The 22,694-nt window shown below is 52.5% G+C and carries 18 protein-coding genes; 11 read left to right on the top strand and 7 right to left on the bottom strand.

What is annotated here, in order from left to right:
* The first annotated feature begins 7 nt into the window (after positions 1–7).
* Positions 8–868: an SDR family oxidoreductase gene (locus tag ACO064_RS02355; protein WP_421825811.1), complete on the top strand. Its 861-nt coding sequence runs from the start codon at positions 8–10 to the stop codon at positions 866–868.
* Here ACO064_RS02355 and ACO064_RS02350 read toward each other — a convergent pair.
* Positions 865–1,992, bottom strand: coding sequence for a trans-sulfuration enzyme family protein (locus tag ACO064_RS02350; RefSeq protein ID WP_421825810.1), 1,128 nt, complete (start codon positions 1,990–1,992; stop codon positions 865–867). The two genes, ACO064_RS02355 and ACO064_RS02350, sit on opposite strands and share 4 nt — an antisense overlap.
* A gap of 141 nt (positions 1,993–2,133) precedes the next feature.
* Between ACO064_RS02350 and ACO064_RS02345 the strand changes: the two genes are divergently transcribed.
* Positions 2,134–3,018 carry an SDR family oxidoreductase gene (locus ACO064_RS02345; RefSeq protein WP_421825809.1) on the top strand — a complete coding sequence of 295 codons (885 nt, stop codon included), beginning with the start codon at positions 2,134–2,136 and terminating at the stop codon, positions 3,016–3,018.
* Positions 3,019–3,098: 80 nt separating this feature from the next.
* Here ACO064_RS02345 and ACO064_RS02340 read toward each other — a convergent pair whose 3' ends face one another.
* Positions 3,099–3,866 (bottom strand): class I SAM-dependent methyltransferase, encoded by a 768-nt coding sequence (locus tag ACO064_RS02340; protein WP_421825808.1) that lies wholly within the window; start codon positions 3,864–3,866, stop codon positions 3,099–3,101.
* Between the two features lie 209 nt (positions 3,867–4,075).
* On the opposite strand from ACO064_RS02340, the gene ACO064_RS02335 reads away from it, so the two are divergent.
* Genes ACO064_RS02335 through ACO064_RS02325 form a run of 3 tightly spaced genes read left to right on the top strand, consistent with a single transcriptional unit; the run spans position 4,076 to position 6,850 of the window.
* Entirely contained in the window at positions 4,076–5,416 is a 1,341-nt protein-coding gene (locus tag ACO064_RS02335; protein ID WP_421825807.1) for a GWxTD domain-containing protein, read from the top strand.
* A complete protein-coding gene (rlmB, locus tag ACO064_RS02330) occupies positions 5,389–6,207 on the top strand; it encodes a 23S rRNA (guanosine(2251)-2'-O)-methyltransferase RlmB (protein WP_421825806.1) in 819 nt (272 codons plus the stop codon). Before ACO064_RS02335 ends, rlmB begins: the two co-directional genes overlap by 28 nt.
* A gap of 19 nt (positions 6,208–6,226) precedes the next feature.
* Complete coding sequence (locus tag ACO064_RS02325) at positions 6,227–6,850, top strand: Uma2 family endonuclease (protein WP_421825805.1); 624 nt, start codon at positions 6,227–6,229, stop codon at positions 6,848–6,850.
* 167 nt (positions 6,851–7,017) lie between these two features.
* On the opposite strand, the gene ACO064_RS02320 is transcribed toward ACO064_RS02325, so the two are convergent.
* Positions 7,018–7,398, bottom strand: a complete 381-nt coding sequence (locus ACO064_RS02320) for a c-type cytochrome (RefSeq protein WP_150880352.1) — start codon at positions 7,396–7,398, stop codon at positions 7,018–7,020.
* A gap of 216 nt (positions 7,399–7,614) precedes the next feature.
* On the opposite strand from ACO064_RS02320, the gene ACO064_RS02315 reads away from it, so the two are divergent.
* Complete coding sequence (locus ACO064_RS02315; RefSeq protein ID WP_421825804.1) at positions 7,615–8,352, top strand: class I SAM-dependent methyltransferase; 738 nt, start codon at positions 7,615–7,617, stop codon at positions 8,350–8,352.
* 70 nt (positions 8,353–8,422) lie between these two features.
* Here the strand turns inward: ACO064_RS02315 and ACO064_RS02310 are convergent, their stop codons facing one another.
* The gene (locus ACO064_RS02310; protein ID WP_421825803.1) at positions 8,423–10,114 is read right to left on the bottom strand and encodes a VRR-NUC domain-containing protein; all 1,692 of its coding nucleotides are present in this window, start codon (positions 10,112–10,114) and stop codon (positions 8,423–8,425) included.
* Positions 10,115–10,173: 59 nt separating this feature from the next.
* Between ACO064_RS02310 and ACO064_RS02305 the strand changes: the two genes are divergently transcribed.
* A complete protein-coding gene (locus tag ACO064_RS02305; RefSeq protein WP_421825802.1) occupies positions 10,174–11,124 on the top strand; it encodes a DUF2157 domain-containing protein in 951 nt (316 codons plus the stop codon).
* A gap of 40 nt (positions 11,125–11,164) precedes the next feature.
* Positions 11,165–12,334 (top strand): hypothetical protein, encoded by a 1,170-nt coding sequence (locus ACO064_RS02300; RefSeq protein WP_421825801.1) that lies wholly within the window; start codon positions 11,165–11,167, stop codon positions 12,332–12,334.
* A gap of 4 nt (positions 12,335–12,338) precedes the next feature.
* Here ACO064_RS02300 and ACO064_RS02295 read toward each other — a convergent pair whose 3' ends face one another.
* The 3 genes from ACO064_RS02295 to ade form a co-directional block, all read right to left on the bottom strand.
* Positions 12,339–13,610, bottom strand: coding sequence for a replication-associated recombination protein A (locus tag ACO064_RS02295; RefSeq protein ID WP_421825800.1), 1,272 nt, complete (start codon positions 13,608–13,610; stop codon positions 12,339–12,341).
* A gap of 114 nt (positions 13,611–13,724) precedes the next feature.
* Positions 13,725–14,315: an RNA polymerase sigma factor gene (locus ACO064_RS02290; protein ID WP_124873068.1), complete on the bottom strand. Its 591-nt coding sequence runs from the start codon at positions 14,313–14,315 to the stop codon at positions 13,725–13,727.
* A gap of 160 nt (positions 14,316–14,475) precedes the next feature.
* Positions 14,476–16,113, bottom strand: a complete 1,638-nt coding sequence (gene ade, locus ACO064_RS02285; RefSeq protein WP_421825799.1) for an adenine deaminase — start codon at positions 16,111–16,113, stop codon at positions 14,476–14,478.
* A gap of 122 nt (positions 16,114–16,235) precedes the next feature.
* Between ade and ACO064_RS02280 the strand changes: the two genes are divergently transcribed.
* The 3 genes from ACO064_RS02280 (at position 16,236) to ACO064_RS02270 (ending at position 22,677) form a co-directional block, all read left to right on the top strand.
* Positions 16,236–17,903, top strand: coding sequence for a UxaA family hydrolase (locus tag ACO064_RS02280; protein ID WP_421825798.1), 1,668 nt, complete (start codon positions 16,236–16,238; stop codon positions 17,901–17,903).
* A 107-nt stretch (positions 17,904–18,010) separates the two neighbouring features.
* A complete protein-coding gene (locus tag ACO064_RS02275) occupies positions 18,011–18,784 on the top strand; it encodes an SDR family NAD(P)-dependent oxidoreductase (RefSeq protein WP_421825797.1) in 774 nt (257 codons plus the stop codon).
* 569 nt (positions 18,785–19,353) lie between these two features.
* Positions 19,354–22,677, top strand: a complete 3,324-nt coding sequence (locus ACO064_RS02270; RefSeq protein WP_421825796.1) for a SusC/RagA family TonB-linked outer membrane protein — start codon at positions 19,354–19,356, stop codon at positions 22,675–22,677.
* Positions 22,678–22,694 lie beyond the last annotated feature (17 nt).

The raw sequence follows: 22,694 nt of genomic DNA, 5'->3' as shown, positions 1-22,694 counted from the left end.
AACCACCATGCAGTCCCGAACGTGTCTGATTACTGGTGCCAATTCTGGCATCGGGAGAATAACCGCATTAGAATTAGCTAAAAAAGGTTTCAATATCATCATGCTTTGCCGGAATCTGGAAAAGGCCCGGCCCGTTCGTCAGGAGATTAAGAGCGTCAGCAAAACCGGGTATGTCGATCTGCTCTGGTGCGATCTGGCCAGCCAGTCGTCGGTGATTCAGGCCGCCCGGGAAGTCATCGACCGATTCGACCGACTGGATGTTTTGATCAACAACGCCGGTTTATACATTGAGAAAGAACAATATACGCCCGAAGGCATCGAGCTAACCTTTGCCACCAACCACCTGGGTCCGTTTCTGCTGACCAACCTGTTGATAGACCTGCTTCGGAAAGGAACCAATTCCCGCGTCATTACGGTCTCTTCCGAAGCGCACCGCTGGGACCGGGGTTTCATAATCGATGAACTGGCCCAACCACGGCAGTACGAAGGCATGAAGGCTTACGGAGCCTCGAAGCTGTGTAATATTCTCTTTGCCAACGAATTAGCCGAACGTCTGGCCGATGACGGTATCACGTCCAACAGCCTGCACCCCGGTGTGGTGAAAACCAATTTTGCCCAGAATTACAGCAACCTGAAAGGTCTGCTTTTTAACCTGGCGCGTCCTTTTTTCATCAGCCCGGAAGAAGGGGCCAGAACCGGTATTTACCTGGCCTCGTCGGCCGAAGTGGACAAAGTGACGGGTTTGTATTTTGCCAAAAACCGCCCCAAGCTGCCCAGTGAAGCTGCTCAAAGCCGGTTCAACGCCACGAAGCTCTGGACGCTGAGTGAACAGTTGACCCATTTAAAAAAGCACCAGATAACGGTTTAAGTCATTGCATTCAACGCCTGTTCCAGATCGGCGATCAAATCGTCGGCGTGTTCAAGACCAACCGAAATCCGTAATAAATTCTGGGGTGTCGTCGTATTGGGGCCTTCCACCGACGCCCGGTGTTCGATCAGGCTTTCGATTCCGCCGAGACTGGTGGCGCGGGTGAAAAGCTGGACGCGAGCTGCCACCGTCATGGCTGCGTCGGAACCGCCTTTGATCTGAACTGACAGCATGGCCCCAAACTGCGTCATCTGTTTCTGCGCGATGGCGTGGCCCGGATGACTTTCCAGACCCGGATAATGAACCGCTTCAACGGCGGGATGCTGGTGCAGGAACTGCGCCAGTTGCAAAGCCGTCGCCGATTGCGCCTTCACCCGGGTGGGCAGGGTTTTGATGCCACGTAACAGCATCCAGCAATCAAACGGAGCCGCCACGGCACCGCCCAGGGTTTGATACCGCCGAACGCGCTGGTAGAAATCACCGTCTTCCCTAAAAATCAACGCGCCACTCAACACGTCGCTGTGGCCGCCGATGTACTTGGTCGTGGAATGCATTACCACATCGCAGCCCAGATCGAGCGGGCGTTGCAGAATCGGCGTTGCCCACGTATTGTCGCAGGCACACCAAGCCCCGGCCTGGTGCGCCAGATCGGCAATCGCCCGAATATCAGCAATTTTCAACAATGGATTGGAGGGTGTTTCGATCCAGATCAGGCTGGTGTTTTCGTGGATGGAACTGCGAATGGCTTCCAGATCCGTAAAATCGACGCGGGTGTAGGTCAGCCCCCAGGGATGAAAAAGTTCTTCGAGCAGGGCCGGGGTTCCGTGGTAGGCATCATCGCCGAGAATGACGTGATCACCTGGTCGGAGGGCCAGCAGCAGTGTCATCGTGGCGGCCTGTCCCGAACTGAAAGCCAGTCCGGCAAAACCGCCTTCCAGTTGGGCCAGGGCGGTTTCGAGCAGGTCGCGATTTGGGTTGCTGGCCCGACTGTAAATATGTCCGTGCGGGAACGAGCCATCGGCCTCCCGTTCGAAAGTGGTGCTGAGCGAAATAGGGGGGACGACAGCTCCGGCGTTGGCGTCGGCCATCCGGTTTTGGTAGATGGCGAGTGTTTCGGGATGCATACGGTTTTGGTTTATGCGCTAAAATAAGTAATGTTGGTTTATAGTTTAACGTGTAGGTTTGCAGGCCCGGACGCTCATTCCTGATGCGTCCCTTCTGAAACGCTAAACCGACATGGTAGACCTTAAACTGTCCAACTAATTATGATCAAAGCGGAAGGCATGCTGCGCGAAGGCGCGTTGAAAGATAAAACAATTATTGTTACGGGCGGAGGTACAGGGTTGGGGAAATCAATGTCCCGGTATTTTCTGCAACTGGGCGCAAACGTAGTGATTTGTAGCCGAAAATTACCCGTTCTGGAAGCCACTGCCGCTGAATTGATGGACGAAACGGGCGGGCAGGTGTTGCCGCTGGCCTGTGACGTGCGCAAACCGCTGGAAATCGAGCAGGTGATTGCCCAAACCGTCGAACGTTTCGGGCGGATTGACGCGCTGCTGAACAATTCCGCCGGAAATTTTATCAGCCCAACCGAACGCTTATCTTATAAAGCGTTCGATGTAGTGGTCGATATCGTGTTGCGCGGGACGTATTATTTCACGCTGGCGGTGGGGAAATATTGGATAGAGAACAAGATTCCGGGAACGGTTTTGAATATCTCAACGACTTATGCCACAACGGGTTCCGGTTACGTTGTTCCCTCTGCCGTCGCCAAAGGGGGTGCTTTGATCCTGGTCAAATCGCTGGCGGCTGAGTGGGCAAAATACGGGATACGCCTGAATGCGATTGCGCCCGGCCCTTTTCCCACCAAAGGGGCGTGGGACCGGCTTTTTCCCGAACCGCTGGTTAAGATGATGGATCCCATTAGCCGCATCCCGCTCAAACGGGTGGGCGAACACCAGGAACTGGCGAACGTCGCGGCTTATTTACTGTCCGATTATTCGGCGTACATCACCGGCGAGTGCATTACCATCGACGGCGGGGAAGTGCTGTCGGCGGGGGAGTTCAATCACCTCGAAAGCGTGACCCCCGAACAATGGGATGAAATCGGACAGGCGATCAAGGAATCTAATAGGGCTGGGAAGGAGTAGCGGTTTCGCCCCCCACCCCCTAAAGGGGGCTTTTTGCATTCGGTTTTTGAAAGCCCCCTTTAGGGGGTGGGGGGCGAAACTTATTTCCGGGCCAGATAAAAGAAGTCCAGACTTCCGGCGGGTGTGTTGGTCAGTTCATAATCTGTGTACTGAATCTCGGCGGCCAAACCGTCCTGTTCCAGTAATTTATTGCGATTCAGCCGGTTCAATAGATCATACGGCACCTGAAGCATCCAGCGGGGTAGACGGTGTTGTAGGTTCAGCACATCGTAGCGCGTAATTTTCTCGACCGATTTCTTGTTCTGCTCGTAGTACGTCATCACTTTTCCGTTGCCGTGAATGCCTTGGGTGTCGACTTTTGGAAAATACCGCAGCATCAATTTTTTCAACTCGTCGGCGGTGTACTCGCGCACGTGCCACGGATTGCGGGTGAGCGAAAACAGGCGGTTGACAGTGGTCAGCAGCAGCGTTCCACCCGGTTTCAGAACCCGGAACGCTTCTTTAATGAAGAGGTCATCATTCTGAATGTGTTCGATAACCTGAAAGGTGACAATATAATCGAAGCTGTTGTCGGCTAATCCGCTCAATGGGGGGATATTGGCCTGAATAAACGTAGATTGTGGATATTCCTGACGGAGCGATTGAATCAACTCCTCATTTTTGTCGATGCCGGTGTAGTGGTCAGCCGCTTTGGTTAGTAATTCGAGTCCGCGTCCCCAACCGCAACCGATTTCCAGCACCTTGCCGCGCACGATTCTGGCGGCTTCGACGTACGGAAACAACAACCGTTGATGAACGGGATTGTCGGATGCAATTTCGGCGGAGGTAATTTCGGTGGTTTTATACATAGGATGCCTGAGCGGTGACTCGGGTAGTTGGAAGAAGGATTCGGCTAAAACGAACGCGTGCTTAAAGCCATAGCGTTCGAATAAACCGGGCCTTCATCGTTCTTTTTTTCGGTAAAGTTACTTGATTTGCGGTAGCTTTGAAAAAACGAATTGGAATTGATGGGATTGGGCGTTTTGTTCGTTTTAGGTATGAATAGAATTTAAGCCATATGAGACTAGTCATTATCATACTCTGTGCGGCCTTGCTGGGAGCCTGTGCTTCCGGCAAGCGTACCAAAAATCCGGAAAGCAGCACCAGCCAGACCGAACGACCGGCGGATCGGTCGGCGCCGAGGTCGGCACCGGTCAGTGCTTCGGCACCAGCCAGACCGACGGAAACCAGTTGGCGGGTGGTTTCGACCAAAGGACGGTTTCTGGGGAAAGATTCGTCATCGATTCGGGTGTATATGAACCTGATGGTTCGGAAGGGGAGTGAACATGCCACGGTCGAGGATTTTACTTCCCGGTTTATGCTGAATTACGTCGTTTATCCGGACTACAACAGCCGCGAACGGCTGGCTTACGGCAACGTTCCGCTGACGGCCGAGTCGGTGATCCGGGAAGCTTCCCCCGAAGCGGGCGACGTGCTGACGGTCGCGTTCGACGCCAAGAAACCGGCCAACACCGTCAACGGGGTTATGTTGCTCGAAATTACCGAAATCAGTACGGGACGCAAGGTGTTAAACGATTTACCCATCCGGTTTAAGACCGTCAAACTGAGCGACCGGTTTGCTTTTTTCGATCCGAAAACCAACCTGCCCCAGCAGCACCATTTTGTCAATGCCGGCGATACGGTGGTGGTGCGGGATGTGTTGGGGGCAGTTTCCAAACCACTGCATTTATTCCGGTACCGGCATGATTTCGATCCGGCGCAGTCGCCGATGAACACGACACCCCGCGCGCCGACCAAAGTGATGGGCGTCGATTCGGCCATGACGGTGATGACCAACCAGCCGTTTTCATTGCCCGACGAAGGCCTGTATTATTTCGTGGAAGATACCGCCGATGCCTTCGGTCTGGGTCTGGTCGTGGCCGACAATCGCTTTCCGAAAATGACCCGGCCCGAAAAACTGATCAAGCCCATTTTGTACGTCAGCACCAATACCGAAATCAATAGCCTGAATACGGCTGCGGATTATAAAAAAGCACTCGACCGGTATTGGCTGACGCTGATGGCCGGTGATCAGAGTCTGGCAAAAGGAGCCATTCGGGCGTATTATGGCCGTGTAGAAGAAGCCAACCGCCTTTTTACGACCTACAAGGAAGGCTGGAAAACTGACAAAGGGATGATCTACATCGTGCTGGGACCGCCCGACCGGGTTCAGCGCAGCCGCGACCGGGAGGTGTGGGTGTATAACCAACGTGCGAATGTCTCGGAAATTAACTTTACCTTTAATCGAAAACCTAATCAATTTGTTGAGGATCACTATGAACTGGTGCGATATGTCGAATATCAACCCGTCTGGTATCCCGTAGTCGAAGCATGGAGAACCGGAGCAATTCGCGAGTAAATACGTTTCATACCAAAAAGCCCAAACAGTACTCCAGCGATGAGATGGTGTTTGGCATTCAATCTGTTACCGAAATTCTGCGTTCCGGGAAAGACATCGACCGGCTGTATCTGGTCAAGGAAGGCAGCTTTCCCGAAATTCAGCAACTCGCGTTCGAGCGCCGGGTGACCATTCAGCGCGTGCCGGTTGAGAAACTGGAACGCATTACGCGGAAAAACCACCAGGGGGCCATCTGCTTCGTGTCGTCGATTTTTTACGCCAAACTCTCGAACGTAATTGTGGGTGTCTACGAAAAAGGGCAGGTGCCGCTCTTGCTGGTCTTGGACCGGATTACGGACGTGCGCAACTTCGGGGCCATCGCCCGGACGGCGGAATGTGCGGGTGCGCAGGGGATTGTGATTCCCGCACGGGGGGCTGCGCTCATCAATTCCGACGCCATGAAAACCTCGTCGGGCGCTCTGAGTCACCTGCCGGTTTGCCGCGAAGTCAATCTCGAAGAGACGTTAAAATACATGAAAGAGTCGGGCATTAAAGTCGTGGCCTGTACCGAAAAAACGGATAACTACCTGTACGACATTGACATGTCCGGCCCGACAGCCATTGTTATGGGTTCGGAAGACGACGGAATTTCGGAAGAATTACTCCGTCTGGCCGACCACCACGCCCGCATTCCGCTGGTGGGGCAGGTCGAGTCGCTGAATGTGTCGGTGGCCACGGGCGTGGTGTTATACGAAGCGGTCCGGCAAAGGATTTTCAGTGACAACGAGCCGCCGGTTGATGAAGGGATTTGAGTATTAATAGACTAAAGCAATGGCAGTAGCGATAGGACAAGCCCGGCAGACACCGGTTTCCCGTTCAAAACGTAAAATTCCGGACTACCTGATTTGTGAGGTGTTGGATGGCAAACCCCTGTATTACAGGGGCTATGAAGACGTGCTGGCCGGAAAAAAAACGTTGGAAGAAATTATGGGTTCAAGTAGCTTACAAGCCTTGCTTATTTCGTACTTAGCAAAAATTATCTTCTCATTTATTGACGATGAGAAATACTTTGTTCTCATTAGTGAACCAGGTGTTCATCTTAATAACCGGGATAATCTATCTAATGATATCGGTATTTATGATCAGGCTATTCTGACACCGGCTAAGATTTCGAAAAAATACACCAATGTCCCACCAAAAATTGTCATTGAAGTTGACATCAATATTGCGATTTCAGAACTTACTGAAACCGGTTATATTTACAAGAAAACCGGCAAATTACTGGACTTTGGTGTTGAAAAAGTCATCTGGGTTCTTACCGAAGCACAGGTTGTACTGGTTGCCACCAAGGAGCGGATGGAGACCTTTAACTGGGATAAAGACATTGAGCTGATGAACGGGCAGGAATTCAACATTGGGGCTTTCCTGGTGAAGAAGGGGATTGTTGTCGAATAGCAAGTGAAAGCCCTTTATTCTATGCTGTTTTCGTATGATTTGCAATTCGCGAATCGCAAATCACAACGCATCATCGCAATCTGGAATAAAATAATTCAAAAACACACGTCATAAAAAACGGAATCCCCACCAAAAGCAGGGATTCCGTTTTTTTATTGTAGCGAACATTACGCCTTTTTCTTCGCAGCCGGTTTTTTCGCCGGAGCTTTTTTCGCACCACCATCCAGAGAGTTAATCCAGGCGGCAATTTTCAGTGCTTCGTCTTTCGGAACGTTTTTCAACGCAGCCATCGGGGGGTAACCTGGCCAGTGTTCCGGCTTTGGTTCATAGATCAATTCGACAATCTGCGCATCGGTATATTTCTTCTTTGCAACCTCTTTATAAGGAGGGCCCACCAGACGGGTGTCCGGGTTATGGCAAGCCAGACAGATGTTTTTCTGAAGTAAAGCTTTAACGTCGTCGGGTATTACGGTCTGAGCTTGCGCTTTGCTGACGGAAATAAGGGCGGTCAGGGCAACCGCAATGAGCATTCCAAACGTTTTTTTCATGTAAATTCGATTAAAAGCTTAATGAGTTAAGACTAAAAACTGTGATTGGGCCAACAAAGTTATACGGCAATGCTAATATACGCCAACACTCTACCGGCTTTTTCCATAAATATCTTGCCCGTTTGACAAGGTAGAAAACCGAAAGTTTAATGGCTACCGCCGAAATGGCAGAAAAAGAAGAAAAAAAATGAGAATCCTGTTTTCCTGAATTCAACTATGGCCACCATCGACCTTTTTTCGGGCCACGCCGATCTGTATGCGCAATACCGGATCGATTATCCGCCCGAACTCTATGATTTTCTGTTTTCTCTAACCGGCGGTCGTCAACAAGCGTGGGATTGCGCCACGGGCAACGGACAGGTTGCCAGCGTGTTGTCTACTCATTTTGACCAGGTGGAAGCTACGGACATCAGCGCGCAGCAACTGGAGAAAGCCGTTCAGAAAGCCAATATTACCTATACCTTCTGTGCGGCTGAGCAAACCCCTTTTCCGGACCAGTTTTTCGATGTTATAACCGTCGCCCAGGCGCTGCACTGGTTCGATACCGACGCGTTTCACCGGGAAGTTCGGCGGGTGGCAAAACCGGGGGCGGTTCTGGCCGAGTGGGGGTACGGAAACGCGCAGATTAATCCCGTTATCGATCCGGTTTTCTACCATTTCTACGAGGTCATCATCGGGCCGTATTGGGACAACAAGCGAAAACACGTTGATGAAGCGTACGCCAGCATCCCGTTTCCGTTCGATGGGGTTGTTCATCAGAACTTTACCATCCGGCGAAACTGGGATTTGGATCGCTTCCTGAATTATCTCCGAACGTGGTCGAGTGTGCAGAAATACATTCGCCAACACGGAAACGACCCGGTTCTCTGGATGGCCGATCAATTGAAAACCGTGTGGGGCGCTGGCGAACGGGAAGTCCGGTTTCCGGTTTTTCTGCGCGCGGGGACGGTTTAGTTGCCCCCAACCCCCTAAAGGGGGCTTAAACCCGGATTTTTTTAAGCCCCCTTTAGGGGGTTGGGGGCAACTAAACCGTCCAAATTACCCGCAACACCCGCGACCGGACGCCGATGAGCTGGAAAAATTCCAGCCAGTGCAGTTGCTGGGCACCGAGGTGATCGGTTGGGGATTTTACTTCCACAAATTCATACGCACCCTGTTCGTTCCAGATCAGCAGGTCGGGAAAACCGCGGGTGTTTTCGCGGAGATTGCGCGAGATTTCGAGCATGATCAGACCCAGTTGCGCCGGTTCCAGCAAGTCCGCCATCTGCAAGTTCAGGCTCAACAATTCCTCGTTCCAGTCGACCAGCACATTCGTAATTCCGTATTTTTCGAAGAAAACCGTCTCAATGTGTTTCTTCCAGTCATCGCGGGTTTTCAGGTCGGCCAGGCGTTTTTTGAGCAACTCTTCGCGTTTGACGTAAAAATCGGGAAGGTAAAAATCCGAGGGTGTCCGTTGCAGCGGGTGGTGGATAGCCTGCACGTTGGCATCGTAAATGATGTCCCAGAACACCAGCCCGAACAAGCCGCGCCAGGGATAATTCTCCGTAAACGACGCTTCCCAACCGGTTTCCAGAAAGTGATTCATAACCCCGGCTTCGACGTGGTGCCGGTAGATGGCCGGAATACCGACGCTTTCGGCATCGGACAAAAACCGGGTGGTGGCTTTCCGGCTGCGTTTTTTCTCCCCGGCACTCAGAATTTTCTCCCGGAAATCGTTGGCAAAATACCGTTCATCGGCGTTCTGTGGATTGAGCGCAATTTCGTCGCAGAGGGCCAGCGCTTCGTCTGTCAGCCCCGACCGGAACAGCAGCCGCGCGCGCCGTTCGCGGGCCGGCACCCGGTCGGTCAGGGAATAGACCTGCATGGCCTGCTCCGGCATTTTCTGCCGTTCCAGAAAACCGCCGACGTGGGCCACCAGTTTGGCATAACCGGGTTTGGCAATTTCGCTGAGTTCAGGCCGGGTGTCGTCCCAGTTCATAAACCAGTTGAACACATCTTCCGGTGGCGTTACAGAATCGCGCAGCTCACGAAATTCCTCGTTCGTAAGCGAAATCAGGAGCTTGTCTTCTACCTCTTTGCGGTTCACAAACCGGGCCGTCAGCTTCGATTCGTCGTAGCGTTCAAAGGTCACCATACCCAGATCCCGAATCACAAACTCGGTCATGTCACCAGAACGGTTTCCGAAAAACAGGTACTTCAACATCATCACCTCCGCGTCGAAATGCGGTTTCACCACCGTTTCAAGCCGGGTCAGGCTTTCAACAATCCGGGTAAAATCCAGCTCGTGCAGGGCATACCGGACGATGTTTTCTTTCTTGGCTTTCCCCAGCGGTTTGATTTCCTCCGGTTCCAGCGGCAGCAAGTCCAGCAACTCCGGTTTGGTAAAGGTGTTCAGCACCTCGTCGCCCAGCACTTCGTGGTGCGGGTTCAGCCGTTCGATAAAACCGTTGATGAGAAGTTCGCCTACAGCCGCCGGGAGGTCGTCAATTTCCTTGTATTGCAGTTTCTGCACCCGAAAAAACGTTCCCCGCCGGTTGCTGAACCGCACATAGAGGCACTGCGCATCTTCGGTCAGTTCGTCGAAACGGCGAATGAATTCCTGCTCCGCTTCATTCAGCAAATGGCCGTACATGCGACGGACAAAACCGGTCAGGTAGCGAAAATAATCAAGGTAGTATTTTGGTGGAAGTTCGATCTGTTGCGGTCTGGTTGCCATTTTTTCAATCCATTTGCCCATCTTTACCGTTATAACTAGTAACACTATTTTTCGCTAATATGTCCCCGAAAAGGGTATTGCAGGAACTTGCCGATCAGCACTTACTTGATGAGAAACAACGCGTTGTGATCCAATCGGTTGAAGACCAGAAACTGTTTTCGGTACATTGGGAGTTACGGTCGTTGCTTTATGCCGGTATTCTGCTGTTTACGACGGGAACGGGCTGGCTGATTTACAAATACATCGACCAGATCGGCCACAACCTGCTGATTCTGGCCCTGGCGGTGGTGTGCGCGGCCTGTTTTGCATTTGCCATCCGTTTCAAGGGGCCAGTCACCACCGCTCATTCACCCAGTCGTTCGCCGTTTGGTGATTACGCCCTGTTGCTGGGTTGCCTGCTTTTTTTGACCCTGGAAGGCTACCTGCAATACCAGTATAACCTGTTTGGAACCCGCTACGGTCTGGTAACCTTTTTGCCCGCCATCCTGTTTCTGACACTGGCGTATCTCTTCGATCACCGGGGCGTGCTGGCGATGGGACTCACGGCCCTGATTTCGTGGATCGGGGTAACGGTTCGTCCGCTGGAGTTTTACTTCAAAGGAAACCTGAGAGACCTGACGGTTTTGCTTTCGGCCATCGTGCTGAGTCTGGTGCTTATGGCGGGGGCGCTGGTGCTGGATCGGCAACGGATCAAACGGCATTTTACCATTACCACTTTGACGTTCGCGGGCAACCTGTTGCTGGTAGCGCTGGTGGCCGGGCTATTCAATTTTAAAGAACAGGATCTGCTGTTTGCCGTCGCGCTGGCTGTTGCCTGCGTTGCCTTCGACTGGTATGCCCGAAAAGAGCATTCATTTCTATTCCTATTGATGAGTACATTTTATGGGTACATCGGCGTAACCTATCTGGTATTCCATTATTTGCACCTGCGCGACGAAGCAACATACCTTTACTGGATCATTACCGGCATTGGCATTACGGCCTATTTATCAAAAAGCCGGAAAGTTTGACGCTGACCGTTTGCGCATTCACTCCACACCCCTTGCCAAGATGAAAGCCTACAACGAAACCTGGGTTCGTAACAAACACCTCACCGAACAGGCCGCCCGCTGGCAGCGTCAGGGTTTGTTCGATGAAGCGAAAATGCAGCAGATTCGGGAAAAATATCCGGTCGGTTTTCACGAATCCAACGGTTTTATTGAAATCGGCCTGTTCGTGTTTTCCATTGTCGCCGTCAGTGGCGGGTATTTTCTGCTGGCAACACTCCTGTCAAAACTCTTTGAAATCGATCTGTTTTACCATTTCTTCAACATTGGTTTCGGCACCGCCATTGGCTTTCTGGCGGGTCACCTGATCAACAGCCGGAAACACTACCGATCCGGTATCGACAATGCCCTGATTATTGCCGCTGTAGCCCTCGTGATTGTGGGGGTAATCGGTCTGTTTCCCGACAACATGCCACTCTGGCTATACTGTTTCATTGGTTTGCCACTGTTGCTGCTCGGCGTTTGGTACTACAGCGATCTGCTCCTGACCCTGGTGGCTTTCGCCACACTCGCGGTAGCTCTTTTCGACTTCATCCTGGAGTTTTCATTTGGAAAGCAGCTTCTGCCGTTTGTGCTGATGGGCGTGTCGGTAGGGCTGTATGGGCTGGCCCGGTTGTATGAAGACCGGGACGAACTGGTGTACTGGCGGGATAATTTTATTCTGCTGGAATGGCTGTCCCTGAGCCTGTTGCTAATCAGTTGCAACTACTATGCCGTTCGTGAACTGAACTACTGGATGATGGACCGGCGACCCGCCGAAGCCCCCGAAATTGCCTGGGCTGGCCTGTTCTGGACGCTGACGCTCGCGGTTCCGGTTTTGCTGTTTTATATGGGTCTCCGGCAGAAAGAACGTCCGCTGCTGATCATGAGTGCCATCGGCTGGGGATTGGCTCTGGCCACCTGGCGGTATTTTCATCCACTGTTTTCGCTGGAAGTTTATCTGGCGGTCAACGGATTGTCGCTCATTCTGGTGGCGGTTTTCCTGATTCGGTACCTGCGCGCACCCCGGGCCGGTTTTACGGATCGGCCCGATGAGGACTCGCCCAAAGAATTCCTGATCAATGCCGAACTGCTGGCGAGCGTTCAGGCCACTTCGGGACATCTGGGTTCCAGGGACGGAATGCGGTTTGGGGAGGGCGATTTTGGCGGTGGCGGCAGCGGAGACCGCTATTGATCGGTCAATAGTCGTACCACTCACCCCACCAACGCTGCAACTGCTTCCGGATTTCGTTTTCCCGCGCATTCTGACCCGGCTGATACAACTTCGTCCCCTTCAACTCATCGGGCATGAAGTTCTGCTGCACAAAATTCCCCTCAAAGTCGTGCGCATACTGGTAGTTTTTGCCATAGCCAATCTGCTTCATGAGTTTGGTCGGCGCGTTTCGTAAATGCAGTGGCACGGGTTGATCGGACGTTCGCTCGGCCAGCGCCATCGCTTCGTTGATCGCTACATAACTGGCGTTGCTTTTGGGCGAGGTCGCCAAATAAACCGCCACCTGCGAGAGCACAATCCGGCATTCGGGAAAGCCGATGATTTTCACGGCCTGCATGGCGTTGGTGGCCATGATAATTGCCGTCGGGTTGGCGTTGCCGATGTCTTCCGAGGCCAGAATCAACATCCGGCGGGCAATGAATTCGGGATCTTCACCCGCTACCAGCATCCGGGCCATCCAGTACAACGCACCGTTGGGGTCGCTGCCGCGCAGGGATTTGATGAAGGCCGAAATGATGTCGTAATGTTGTTCGCCCGACTTGTCATAGCGGGCAATCTGGTGTTGGGCAACGGTTGTCACCAGTTCGTCATCGATCGTCATCTCCTGATTATCCGGACGGGACGTTACAACCATCTCCAGCAGGTTCAGGAGCTTCCGGCCGTCACCCCCCGAAATCCGCATGAGCGCATCGTAGGATTCAACGGTGATGTTTTTTTCTTTGAGGTAACTGTCTTTCAAAATGGCGTTGTCGACCAGTTGTTTCAGCTCGTCGACACCGAGCGATTCCAGAATATACACCTGACAACGCGACAGTAAAGCCGAGTTGACCTCGAACGACGGGTTTTCCGTTGTCGCGCCGATCAGCGTGATGGTCCCTTTTTCGACCGCGCCGAGCAGCGCGTCCTGCTGGTTTTTGTTAAACCGGTGAATTTCGTCGATAAAAACGATGGGAGGGAACAGGCCCGAAGGGCGGCTGAGCACGTCGCGGACTTCTTTAACACCCGCGCTGATGGCGCTTAAACTAAAAAAAGGGCGTTTGGTGGCTTCCGCGATCAACTGGGCGAGTGTCGTTTTTCCGACGCCCGGCGGTCCCCACAAAATCATCGACGGAATGCGGTTGGTTTCAACGGCCCGGCGTAAGGCGCTTCCCCGGCCAATCAGTTTTTGCTGGCCAATAACATCATCCAGGGTGCGGGGGCGCATCCGTTCGGGCAGGGGTGTGGTAATCGGGTTCATGCAGAATTTGCCGTTTGAAGTAAACCGGTTTGGGTTACAAAGGTAAGTAACCGGATTGGGTAAACTTCAAACGGCAAACAATAGTTAGAACCGCCAGGCGAGGGATGCTGTTGGTTACAGAACCACTTTCTCGGGCGAAATGTATTTTTTCAGATTGGTCAACGCGCCGAAAATCAGGTTGTAAACCGACTGGATGTTGATCTGCATCAGCGACGAAATTTCTTCGTTGCTCAAATTCTGATAATAGCGCAGATAAACGGCTTCGCGTTGACGGCGGGGGAGTTTTTCGATGGCTTTGGCCACACAGGAGTTGACGTGGTCGTCTTCTTCGTACGAAATCAGCGTCGATTCGTAGGACGGCGCACAGCCGGGGAGCCATTCGCGGTCGTTTTCGACGTCATCCTGGCTGCTGAATTTCATCTCGGCGTTCAGGTGGCGAACCAGTTTTCGCTTGATTGACGCCATCAGATAAAACCGGACCGAGGTGGTCTGACCGATGGTTTGCCGGTGTTTCCACAATTCGACAAACAGGTCATGAATACAGTCTTTGATCAAGGCCCGGTCGGCGGTGAAGTGGGCGCAGTAGTGATACAGCACCTGCACATATTCCTTATAAAGCCGGGCAAAAGCCACTTCATCGCCACTCCGGAACTGATCCCAGAGTTGCTCTTCGTCTATACCGGATGGGGTGCGGTAGCGAGGCATAGTAATGGTTTAGGATGGGTCAACAGAAAGTACTCTTTCTACAGAATGTAAACTTATTAACAAAACTTGTTAATAAAAACAGTTCGGGCTTTTTTTTACAAAAACTTGTATAAATAGGATTTTTTTTATTTTAGTATGCGTGCATACGGTTTTGCGACCGTTAGATCACAATCGGGGTGAACCGGAAATTCTGTCCGTCAAATAAGCCGCGATCACTGAGTTTGAGGGACGGGATAACGAGCAAAGCCATGAACGACAGGGTCATAAACGGAGACGTCAGCGTACTTCCCAATTCATCCTTCACAAAGCGGTCGATGGCCGTGTACGTAGCCGATACGGCATAACCGTCGGTATCGGTCATCAATCCGGCGATGGGGAGGGGGAGAAGGTGGTGGTGGGTTGCCTCCGCAACGGCACTTAAACCACCCCGGGCTTCGATAACCAGGTTAACGGCCTGACAAATGCTTTCGTCGTCGCAACCCACGGCAATGATGTTGTGGGAGTCGTGCCCGACGGTTGAGGCAATCGCCCCTTTTTTAAGACCGAAATTTTTGATGAAAGCCACGGCCGGGGCCGCGTCCTGGTAGCGGTTGACAACGGTTATTTTCAGAATATCCCGCGCTACATCGGCCACCACCCGGTTTTCCAGAATGGTTGGAGAGAGAAGAAGGTTGTTGGTAATTAACTGTCCGTCAAGGGCTTCGATGACCTGTAATTGGCCTGGATGCTGATCCGGCGATACTTCAAAATCAAGCGGTTTTTTCGGCAGGCAGTTAAACCGGTTGACGTGTTCACTCCGCAAATCCGGCAATTGTGAAATTCCGTTTTCGGCCACCACAACGCCATTACTATACGTCTTGAGAATCGTAAACGCCCGGAAGTCGCTGACCACGATGAAATCGGCTGGATCACCTTCCCGCAGCAGGCCCACCGGCAGGCGGTAATGCAACACCGGATTGAGACAGGCAGCCCGCAGGACGTTGAATAAATCGTGTCCTTTTGCCAACGCCCGTTTAACCAGTTGGTTGATGTGGCCTTCCACCAGACTGTCGGGATGCTTGTCGTCGGAGCAGAACATGATCTTCTCCGGGAAATCGGCGAGCAACGGAATCAGTGCTTCGAAATTTTTGGCCGCGCTTCCCTCGCGAATCAGAATATTCATGCCCCGCTGCACTTTGTCCAGCCCTTCTTCGTACGTAAAACACTCGTGGTCTGTGCTCATGCCGGCATCGATGTAACGTTGGGCGTCGTCGCCCCGCAAACCGGGTGCGTGGCCGTCGATGGGCTTGTTGAAGGCGTTGGCCAGCGCGATCTTGGCCATCACGTCCGGGTCCTGGTGCAGCACGCCGGGGAAATTCATCATCTCGGCCAGGTAGCCAATCTCTTTCAGCCCCAGCAGCCGCCGAACATCCCGAACACCGATGGTGGCTCCAGCGGTTTCGAACGGTGTAGCCGGTACGCAGGAAGGAGCGCCGAAACAGAATTTGAACGGCACGCGTTTGCCATTGGAAAGCATATACTCCACACCCTCGACGCCCAGAACGTTCCCGATTTCGTGGGGGTCCGACACCGTGGCGATGGTGCCGTGAACCACCGCCAGCCGGGCAAACTGGGCGGGCGTGAGCAGGGAACTTTCGATGTGAACGTGGGCATCGACAAAACCGGGCAGCAAATACGGTTCTTCGGTGCGTTCGGGACCCAGTTCGTCGATTTGATGAATCCGGCCCTGCTCAATGGTCAACTGGCTGAAACGGATGGTGCGGTCAAAAAGATTAAGGAGATTGCCGGAAACTTGCATGAATAGGGAAGAATCTTGATTTTTTTATTTCAATATTAGTGATAATTCACAGACTTTTGTCTCTTGAAACAAACCGGGATTCTGCTGGATCAGCCCCGGATGGTATTCCTACTCTTATAACTATGCAGCATAAACTTCTGAAAGTACACCCCGCCGATAACGTAATTGTGGCCCTGCAAAATTTCCAGTCGGGCGAACAGGTTGATTTTGAGGGACAAACGTATACCCTGCCGGTTGGTGTTGGGGTGAAACATAAATTTGTAACCGAAGATCTGCAAACCGGTGACTCGGTGATTATGTACGGCGTGCTGGTCGGAAAAGCCACACAACCTATTAAACGGGGCGAACCCATCACCACGTTTAACCTCAAACACGACGCCGACCAGTACGGTATCGAAAAAAAACAGCCTTACACCTGGCAGCAACCCGACGTGTCGGCCTGGCATAACCGGACGTTCATGGGCTACCACCGCGCCGATGGCCAGGTAGGAACCGCCAACTACTGGCTCGTGGTGCCGCTCGTTTTTTGCGAAAACCGCAACATCCTGATTCTGAAAGATGCTTTTGAGCGGGAGTTGGGCTATGCCCAGTCGGAGATTTACCGGGAACAGGTTCATGAATTGCTGCAGCTCTATAAAGTGGGCGACATGAGCCGGGTTCATAAAATGGAAGCCTTCCTCGAACCGTCGCAGGTCCGAACGCTGGATGAACCCGTCGTCAAGCGGCCTTTTAAAAACATCGACGGTATCAAGTTTCTGACGCACGAAATGGGCTGTGGCGGAACGCGCCAGGATTCCGAAGCCCTTTGTGGTTTGTTTGCCGGTTTTATCAACAACCCCAACGTGGCCGGTGTCACGGTGTTGAGTTTGGGTTGCCAGCATACGCAAACTTCGATGCTGGTCGATGAAGTGCGGAAACGCAATCCGAAGTTCAACAAGCCCATGCTGATTTTTGAACAGCAGGACGGCACCGAATACGCCATGCTGACCAATGCAATCCGCGAAACGTTCCTCGGCCTGGTCGAAGCCAACAAACTGGAACGGCAACCGGCTCCCCTGAGCAGCCTGACCGTTGGCCTGAAATGTGGCGGTTCCGACGGTTTCTCGGGACTCTCGGCCAACCCGGCCATCGGCCATCTGTCGGATATTCTGGTCACTTTGGGGGCCAAAACCGTGCTGGCGGAATTCCCGGAACTGAACGGGGTGGAGCAGGAACTGATCAATCGCTCGACTTCGGAAGAGAAAGCCCTGAAATTCATTCACCTGATGCAGGATTACTCGGCGAAAGCGGAGGCCGTTGGCTCCGGTTTCGACATGAACCCCTCGCCGGGCAATATCCGCGATGGGTTGATTACGGACGCCATTAAGTCGGCGGGAGCGGCCAAAAAAGGCGGAACCTCACCCGTTGCCGACGTGCTGAATTACACCGAACCCGCCACCGAACCCGGTTTAAACCTGCTCTGCACGCCCGGTAACGACGTGGAAGCCACGACGGGCATGGCTGGTTCCGGCACCAACATCATTCTGTTTACGACCGGTTTAGGAACGCCCACGGGCAATCCGATTTGCCCCGTGGTGAAAATTTCGACCAATACGGCTCTGCTCCGGCGCATGCCCGACGTCATCGACTTTGACAGTGGCCCGATCATCGAAGGCGAAGAAACCATCGAGCAAAATGCCGAAGAACTGCTCGAATACGTGATCCGGCTCGCCAGTGGCGAAGTCAAAACCAAAGCCCAGCAACTCGGTCAGGACGATTTTATCCCCTGGAAGCGGGGTGTTTCACTTTAATTTTGAATGAGTGAATGATAGAATGAGTGAATAGCTCCGCCATTTTCTACTCCCTGCGAAGCTATTCACTCATTCTATCATTCACTCATTCGCTCATTCAAAAAGCCATGTTTAGTCTAAAAGATAAAGTTGCCATCATCACAGGTGGGGCCAGCGGGATTGGGCTGGCGATTTCGCAGACGTTCGCCCAGGCGGGTGCGCTGGTTCACATTCTGGAACTGAATGCGGACCAGGCCCGGCAGGTGGCTGAGGAGATCAATGCCAATGGCGGGCGGGCGCACGCCCATGCCGTCGATGTGTCGAATCAGGCGCAGGTTGTCGAGGTGATTGACCGGATTGCCGCCGGAGGAGCCATCAGCATTCTGGTCAACAACGCCGGTATTTCGCACATCGGGACCGTTGAAACCACGACGGAAGCCGATTTTGACCGGGTGTTCACGGTCAATGTCAAAGGGGCTTACAATTGCCTGTATGCCACGATTCCGCATTTGAAAGCCAATGGCGGGGGCGTCGTGCTCAACATGGCGTCGATTGCCGCCACGGTCGGGATTCCGGATCGGTTTGCCTATTCGATGACCAAAGGCGCGGTGGTTTCGATGACCCTGTCGGTGGCCAAGGATTACCTGAAACACAACATTCGCTGCAACTGCATTTCACCCGCCCGCGTTCACACGCCGTTTGTGGACGGTTTTATTGCGCGCACCTATCCCGGACAGGAAGCGGAGATGTTTGCCAAACTGGCCGCTACCCAGCCCATCGGCCGGATGGCCAAACCGGTGGAAATTGCCGCGCTGGCCTTGTACCTCTGCTCCGACGAAGCCGGTTTTAACACCGGTTGCGATTATCCCATCGACGGCGGTTTTGTCCGGTTGAATAATTAAGAGGAGCGTAAAGAATAGAGACAAGAGACGAAAGACAAGAGACGAAAGATGAGGAGCCGGGACGAGGTAGAGAGGACGATGCTGCCGGTAGTAGCTGGTGATTTCCTCTCTGCCACGTCCTGGCTTTTTGGTCTTCATATAATTTGTCAGATTATATGAATTATGTCTGATAATTCTTTTGCACTTTCGCCTTTGCCCCCAACCCCCTAAAGGGGGCTAAAACATCCGGATTTCGAAGCCCCCTTTAGGGGGTTGGGGGCAAAGGCGGCAGAACTTAACAGCCCTGCTTTAAAGGGGACTTTTAGCATCTGGAGGAATGTGTCCCCTTTAGGGGAACGGGGCAAAAGCGAAAGTGCCATAATTTGTAAGGCCCATTTTTTTGCGTTATTTTTATTGCTTGTCGTATCAATCAAAGCGGGCTCAGGACGATAGCACCCGATTGTCAGATCAGCCAAAAGCGATCCAGATAAGACTTAATAATATTTTTTAATATAACGGGCTTTTATATTTAAAAAAATTATTAATCTTGTGTTAAATTTCTTCTACTTCCATCTTACTACATCTCCTTTATGTCAAAAAATCTACTTAGGCTTATCGTCATGCTTTTGATGGTAAGTTCACCCGTCTTCGCCCAGACGATTACGGGGAAGGTTACGGCAAGCACCGATGGCCAGCCTTTGCCGGGCGTATCCATTGTGGTGAAAGGCACGTCTCAAGGGACCACCACCGATGCCAGCGGCCAGTACAGTCTGTCTGCCAGCAAAAACGGAACGCTGGTTTTCTCCTTCATCGGCTACAAAACGCAGGAAGTAGCCATTGCCAACCGGTCGGTGGTAGACCTCGCCCTGACCGAAGACGCGACCATGATCAATGAAGTCGTAGTTACCGCTTTGGGGGTTACGAAAGAACAACGGGCGCTGGGTTATGCAACAACGGTGGTCAAGAACGACGCGCTTGTAAAGGCTGCTTCTCCAAACTTTGCTACGGCTCTCTACGGAAAAGCACCGGGTGTGGTGATCAACGCAACACCAGGTGGTGCCACCAGTGCGGTCAGCATCAGCGTTCGCGGATTAGCTTCCATTACCGGCAATACCCAGCCTTTGATCGTGATGGACGGTATTCCCATCCGGAACGGCGAAGTCCGGAACACGGATTATTGGGGAGACCAACGCATCCGGGGGAACGGTTTGCTGGATTTGAACCCGGCGGATATTGAAAACATCTCGATTCTGAAAGGTGCCTCGGCGGCCGCCCTCTACGGTTCTGAAGCCGTGAACGGGGTGGTGCTGGTGACGACCAAAACCGGAAAAGGGAAAAAAGGATTAGGCGTTGATTTTAACGCCAGCTACAGCGTCGATAAAATTGCCTACCTTCCTCGCTACCAGGATGTTCGGGGTCCGGGATACATGCTGAACTACGCGAATGGCGGCCAGGATGCCAACGGATTCATCTCCTACGACACCAACGGCGATGGCGTGGGCGACACCCGGGGCTTGTTGAATGCCACGGTCAATTTCGGACCCAAGTTTGACGGACAACCGGTGATGGCGTTCGACGGTGTGATCCGGCCCTACTCGCCTTCTAAAAACAGCTATGCGGACTTGTTCCAGAACGCCAGCAGTTCCAACATCAACCTGTCAATTTCCAAGGCAACGGACAATTCCAACCTGCGGTTTTCCTACACCCGCCAGGACAACGGCATGATCAGCTACGGCGCGAAGAACAGCAAAAACATCATGAACCTGAACACGACCTTTAGCTTGAACAAAAAGCTTCGGACGGATTTGATGGTGAATTATGTCAACCAGTATACGCACAACCGTCCGTATAAAGTGGATCGCATGATCAACAACTTTACGGGGATGATGAACCGCTTCGAATCGGCCGACTGGTATTTTAATAAATACCAAACCAGCCAGGGCTACAAATTCGTAACCGGTACCAACCAGAGTTTGACGCCGAGTGAGAACATCATCCGGAACGGTTTCAAGTCCGATATCGGGGATTATGTCTGGAGCACCCGTGCCAATACCTACGACGAGTATAGCAACCGCGTAATCGCGGCCGTTACGCAGCACTATGACATTCTCGACAACCTGAAACTGCGGGGCCGGATCGGAACCGACATTACCTCAGAACGGCTGGAAGACAAACAACGCAGTTCTGTTCCGTTGGCGTTCGGGTATTCGGGGTCGTTTTCCATGACCAACAACTTATACAATAACGTTTATGGGGATGTGCTGTTAACCTATATTCAAAAGCTGAATCAGGACATGAGCCTGACCGCTATGGCGGGCTACACGGCCAACAAGCAGTTGAATACGTTTATCAGCCGTTCAACCAATGGCGGATTGAGCACAGAAAATTTCTTCGATGTTTCGGCTTCGGTGAACACCCCCAACGGCAGCAACACCCGCGATCGCTACGTTCGGGATGCTTATCTGGGAACGCTGAATTTTGATTACAAAGGCTTCTTCTTTGTGGAAGGAACGATCCGCAGAGACCGGACTTCTACGCTGATTACCGGCAACAACGCCTTTACCTACCCCTCTGTTAACTCCGGTTTGGTGTTCAGTGACTTCCTGAAGTTGCCGGTCGTGGTTAGCTACGGGAAACTGCGGGCGTCGTACGGGATTGTGGGTAACTATCCACCAATTTACAGCGCTAACAATGCCTATAGCCAGGGGAATCTGAGCCTCCAGCAAACCGGCGGAAGTTCCGTCCTCTACACGACGATCAACAGTTCTTATGGTAACGACAAAATCCGCCCTGAACAGAAGCGTGAATTTGAATTTGGTCTGGAAGCCCGGTTCCTGAAAGACCGGATCGGGTTCGACCTGTCGTATTACAACGCCCAGATCGTCGATCAGATTCTGCCGTTGACGATTGCTGCCAGCTCGGGTGCCCGGTCGGTTTTGGCCAACATCGGTACGCTGCGGAACCAGGGCCTTGAACTCGCTCTGAATGCGACGCCGATCAAAGGGGTTGGCTACAATGCCTTCAATTGGGACATTACCCTGAACCTGGCAAAAAACAGCAACAAGGTTGAAAAACTGGCCAATAGCTCGACGGAACTGATTCATGCGGATTACGATGGCAATGCGGCCCAGTTGCGGTCGGTGGTCGGACAACCGATGGGGGATATTTATGCCCACGGGATCCTGAAAAATGCGAACGGACAAGGTATTGTTGGTCCGAACGGTCTGTACCAACTGGATGGTGCCAACTGGATCAAGGTCGGAAACGCCATGCCGAAACTGACGGGTGGTTTGATCAATAGCCTGAACTACAAAGGATTCAATCTGGATCTGGTGGCAGATTTCCGGTTTGGCGGTCACATCATGCCGACGGGGATCAACTGGTTGACTTCACGCGGTTTGACCGAAGAAAGCCTGACTGCCATGGATAAGGAACGCGGTGGACTGAGCTACTACAAAGACGCCAACGGCAAAGGGGTGCAGACTACGGCTGCTGCCGGCCCCAAAGGCGAGGTGGTTTATAACGACGGGATGCTGATGCAGGGCGTACTGGCCAACGGGGAAGCCAACACCAATGTGGTTTCGCAGGCTACGTATTACAATGCAACCTACAACTGGGGCGGACCTCAATACGGCAATGCCCGGTATGAACTGTTTGTCAAGGAAAACTCCTACATCAAAATGCGGGAAATTTCACTGGGCTACCGGATTCCGGCCAACATCACCCGCCGAATCGGAACCCAGAACCTGACGTTGTCGGTGTTTGGCCGGAACCTGTTCTTCTTCTACCGGACCATTAAAGATCTGGATGCCGAACAGACCAACGCCAGTACGAGATGGTCGGACAACATCAACAACGCCGGGAACAACCCATCGTTCCGGACCATGGGGGTTATGCTTCGCGCCAGTTTCTAATTCTTAACGAAATTCTG

The sequence above is a fragment of the Larkinella sp. genome, from assembly GCF_965227735.1.
Lineage (GTDB): Bacteria > Bacteroidota > Bacteroidia > Cytophagales > Spirosomataceae > Larkinella.
Note: the sequence above shows the minus strand (reverse complement) of the source record. Positions and strands in the feature narration are given on the sequence as shown.